The organism is Stenotrophomonas sp. STEN033, assembly GCF_056856655.1.
On the sequence record NZ_JBXFWM010000117.1, the window covers coordinates 1 to 3,955 of the forward strand.

Annotated in this window: 6 protein-coding genes; 4 read left to right on the forward strand and 2 right to left on the reverse strand. The window is 63.1% G+C overall.

Annotated features, from left to right (window positions below):
- Window positions 1-115 precede the first annotated feature (115 nt).
- Complete coding sequence (locus tag AC1VXC_RS20885; protein ID WP_481539983.1) at window positions 116-550, reverse strand: OsmC family protein; 435 nt, start codon at window positions 548-550, stop codon at window positions 116-118.
- 303 nt (window positions 551-853) lie between these two features.
- Here AC1VXC_RS20885 and AC1VXC_RS20890 point away from each other — a divergent pair, with 303 nt between their 5' ends.
- From AC1VXC_RS20890 to AC1VXC_RS20905, 4 genes are all read left to right on the forward strand, one after another.
- Complete coding sequence (locus tag AC1VXC_RS20890) at window positions 854-1,264, forward strand: HU family DNA-binding protein (protein WP_057627275.1); 411 nt, start codon at window positions 854-856, stop codon at window positions 1,262-1,264.
- Between the two features lie 208 nt (window positions 1,265-1,472).
- Window positions 1,473-1,781 (forward strand): DUF3861 family protein, encoded by a 309-nt coding sequence (locus tag AC1VXC_RS20895; protein ID WP_313170445.1) that lies wholly within the window; start codon window positions 1,473-1,475, stop codon window positions 1,779-1,781.
- 59 nt (window positions 1,782-1,840) lie between these two features.
- Window positions 1,841-2,365, forward strand: a complete 525-nt coding sequence (locus tag AC1VXC_RS20900; RefSeq protein WP_313494454.1) for a hypothetical protein — start codon at window positions 1,841-1,843, stop codon at window positions 2,363-2,365.
- A gap of 72 nt (window positions 2,366-2,437) precedes the next feature.
- Complete coding sequence (locus AC1VXC_RS20905; RefSeq protein WP_313170442.1) at window positions 2,438-3,022, forward strand: YceB family lipoprotein; 585 nt, start codon at window positions 2,438-2,440, stop codon at window positions 3,020-3,022.
- 196 nt (window positions 3,023-3,218) lie between these two features.
- On the opposite strand, the gene AC1VXC_RS20910 is transcribed toward AC1VXC_RS20905, so the two are convergent.
- Entirely contained in the window at window positions 3,219-3,686 is a 468-nt protein-coding gene (locus tag AC1VXC_RS20910) for an SET domain-containing protein (protein WP_313170440.1), read from the reverse strand.
- Window positions 3,687-3,955 lie beyond the last annotated feature (269 nt).

A 3,955-nucleotide genomic window follows, 5' to 3' on the forward strand; every position in this document is an offset into this window, starting at 1 on the left:
CCATCCCCCGCGGGCGGTATTACGCAACGTGGTGGTTTTAAGCGCCGCGCCGGCCGGTTCAACCGACCTTCCCCCGGCGCGGCCCCGGCCCAAGCCGGCCGGGGCCAAGACCCTGTCAGGCTGAAAACTCGGTATCCAGGCTGATCGGTACCGCACTGAGTGCCTTGGAGACGGGGCAGTTCTGCTTGGCGTCATCGGCAATTGCGCGGAACCGGGTCTCGTCCAGGCCAGGCACCACGGCCTTTACCTGGAGGCGGATCTGCGACAGTTGGGGGCCCCCTTCCATCGACAGGTCGACGTCGGCCCGTGTGTCCAGCGACGTCGGCGGAAAACCGGCCTCACTGAGCTTGGCTGACAGCGCCATGGTGAAGCAACCGGCATGTGCGGCGGCAATCAGTTCTTCGGGATTGGTGCCTTTTTCATCGCCAAAGCGGCTGTTGAAGGCATAGCGGGTGTTCTCCATCAGGCCACTCTGCGGCGTGCTCAGTCGGCCCTGCCCAGTCTTCAGATCGCCTTCCCAATGTGCGGTTGCGTGACGCGATATACCCATGGTGGAACTCCTCGTGGTGGATGGCACAGGCAGCCTAAACCACGTCGTGTTAGCAGCTTGTGCGGCATCGCCACACGCTGTCCCGGCGTGCCCGCCAACGTGGGGCGACAGCGGTGCGGAGCACGGCTCAACCCTGTTTTTGCATGACTTCCGGCACCGATTTGTTGTCCAAATACGCCCACAAGCAATTTTTATGGGCTTTTTCTTCAATTACCTATTGGCGTCACGCAATTCATGCCCTACATTTCGCTTGCCGACGGGGTCGGCACGACCAACAACCAACCGTTCACGGAACAGGAAATCATGGCAAAGACCGCTAAAAAGGCTGCCCCGAAGAAGGCAGTGAAGAAAGTAGCAACGAAGGCTGCAACCAAGGCCGCCGCCAAGCCGGCCGCACCGAAGCCGATCAAGGAAGCTCTGACCAAGTCCGGTCTGGTCGCCCACATCGCTGAAGCCACCTCGGTCGCTGCCAAGGACGTGCGCGCTGTGTTCGCCGCCCTGGAAGGCGCCGTTGCCGCTTCGGTCAACAAGAAGGGCGCTGGCTCCTTCACCCTGCCGGGCCTGCTGAAGATCTCCACCGTGAGCGTTCCGGCCAAGCCGAAGCGCAAGGGCATCAACCCGTTCACCAAGGAAGAGCAGTGGTTTGCCGCCAAGCCGGCCACCACCAAGCTCAAGGTGCGTCCGCTCAAGAAGCTCAAGGACGCTGCGCTGTAATCAGCGCGCCCCTTGGCAAGAAAACGGGACGGCCCAGCCGTCCCGTTTTTTTTTGCTTGAACGAGGACGGAAAGCGTTCCCATGGGTCGCAGCGTTCCGCCCGTGGCATGGGGAAAACACTGGAACACAGCGTCATGGTTCGACGCCTCGTACCCACGCCGGCACCGGCCTATGGTGACCACTCCCCCGCTTCCCTCCGTAGTCCGCCATGTCCATCAGCAAGCATCGCTACCGCATCTCCGTCACGCCGATCGAGACCGACGGCCAGCAGTGCAGCGGCCGTTGCACGATCGAATTCGAACAACGCAGCCAGTACAACTGGATGCGCCAGCTGGAGTCCGCACAAGGCCAACGCCGGCTGTCCTGCAATGAGGATGCAGGCGTGGTGGTTGTCACCGGCCTGCTGGAAACCCTGGCCGAGTCGGCCGCCAAGCCCGAAAACCTGCTGAGCGCCCTGCAGCCCGAGCTGGACCAGCTGCTGCACAAGCTGAAACAGCTGCAGAGCCCGGCCGAATAAGCGGCTGGCAGCAGCACCTGCGGGCCGCTTAGACTGGCGGCAACTTCCAGGAGCGGCCGATGCGCGCCTACCCGTTGTTGATCGTCACTGCCCTGCTCGCCGGCTGCTCCTGCCAACGCAGCGCGGATGGAGCCGATACCCCGGACGCCGTACAGGCATCAGCCGCACCAGCACCGGCACCAGCGCCAGCACTGGAAGCGCCGGACCCACAAGCGCAGAGCGATGCAGCCGTCCGCAGGCAAGCTGCCATTGCCGCCCCGGTGATACATGCCTATCTGCAGGCATTGTTCGAGAACAACGGCCAGTCCGATGCGTTCTGGACAGGCGGCCGACCATCGCCACAACCCGACGATGCCGGTTTACGCGCCGTGTTGCCAACGATGACCAGCTTGCGCGTCCACAATGGCCAGGCAATCGCACTTGATCGCGAATCGCCACCGCAGGCGCTGGAAATTCCGGTGGACATCCGCCTGACCAGCGCGGCGGGAAACCAGCGTTTCAAGGGCTGGTACCGGGTACGCCCGCGGATCGAGGGGGATCGCTGGGAAATCACCTCGGCATCGCTGCAGCCTGAATTGAATTGATCCTGCTAATTGGCCGTTCACCCGCAGCGGTTATCGTGCTGTTCCAGCCTGCCCCATCACCGAGTACGTCCGATGAATCTGCGTTCCCTGCTCCTTCCCAGCATTGCCTGGATCGTCCTGGCCGGCAGCGCCCATGCCGCACCACAGATCAATGGCAAGCAATTGAGCGTCGGTGCTGCCGACGTACAGCAGTACCTGGATGGCAGCTTCCCGCGTACGCAGAAGGCCTTGGGTGGTCTGCTTGCACTTACCGTCAGCCAGCCGCGCCTGACCCTGCCCCAGGGCAGCCGCCTGGACCTGGGTTTCAACCTGGCCATGGCCGCCGGTGGCTCATCGATGCCGGTGGGCGATGTGCAGATCAGCAGCGGCCTGCGCTACGACGCACAGACCCAGGGCTTCCACCTGGACCAGCCCACCGTGGATGGCTTCCGCCCCAGTGCCGGTGGCGGCGAGCTGGATTCAAGCACCCGCAGCCTGCTCAACAGCTGGCTGGCCGACTACGCCCGCCGCGAGCCGATCTACAGGATCGACCCGGCCATCGCCAAGGTGATGGGCGTGCTGCAGGTGAAGTCGGTGGGCATCCAGAACGGCCGCATCGCTGTGGACTTCAACCAGAACCTGGGCAACTTCGTGCCGCAGGGGCTGCTGGGGAACTGAGCCGGACAGCTGGCAGAATTGAAAGAGGCCGCGATCGCGGCCTCTTTGCTTTGTTTGCAGGAGCGGCATAAGCCGCGAAGCCAGCGATGTGTCAGCCACCTGGGGAGCTGCGCCACGATCCATTAGCAGCACCTGAGCTGGCAGTGGCTTCGCGGCTTACGCCGCGACCACAAAACCAGGCCACGCCCCCAGAGGCTCAGCGCTTGGGCTGCAGCATCGTGCCGGTGCACTTGGGCGAGCCGCAACGGCACTCCCAGATCTTCTTCAGGCGCGGGGTGTGGCGCTCGGCCAGGGTGATGCCGTAGTTGTAGGTCAACTCTTCGCCCGGCTTGATATCGCGGATGGCTTCGATGAATACCTTGTCGGCGGTGCGGTCATCGCCTTCGACCTCCTCGATCATCGCCTCACAGTTCGGATCGCAGCTGTGGTTGATCCAGCGCGCGTCGTTGCCCTTGTAGTTGGCATCGATGACGTAGTCATCATTCAAGGTGAACAGGAAGGTGTGGCCGGTTTCCACGTCACCCGCATCGTCCGCGTCCACTTCTGCATGGGTACGGCGCTTGCCCTTGTATTCGATGACGCGCTCGCCCTTCTTGATGTCCGCGACGGCGAAGACGCCGTTGCCGTGGATGGAGGATTTGCGTGCCTGGATCTTCTTGGGCATGTACATGGCCGGAACGTGAGTGAGGCGGTGATTCTCGCCCATCGGGCAAGACAACCCAAGGGGAAGCACTGGGATTGGGGATTCTGCTTCCGCTCTGCAGCGAATCGACGGCATGAAGCAGCGGCTGCGCCGCTCCCCTCTCCTGCCTTCGGCATCCTCTCCCGCAAGGGGAGAGGAGAAGATCAATGGCTCCGCGTGCACCTGCTCTTGCCCCCTCTCCCCTTGCGGGAGAGGGTTGGGGAGAGGGGTAGCTGTTGGCGCGGAATTGA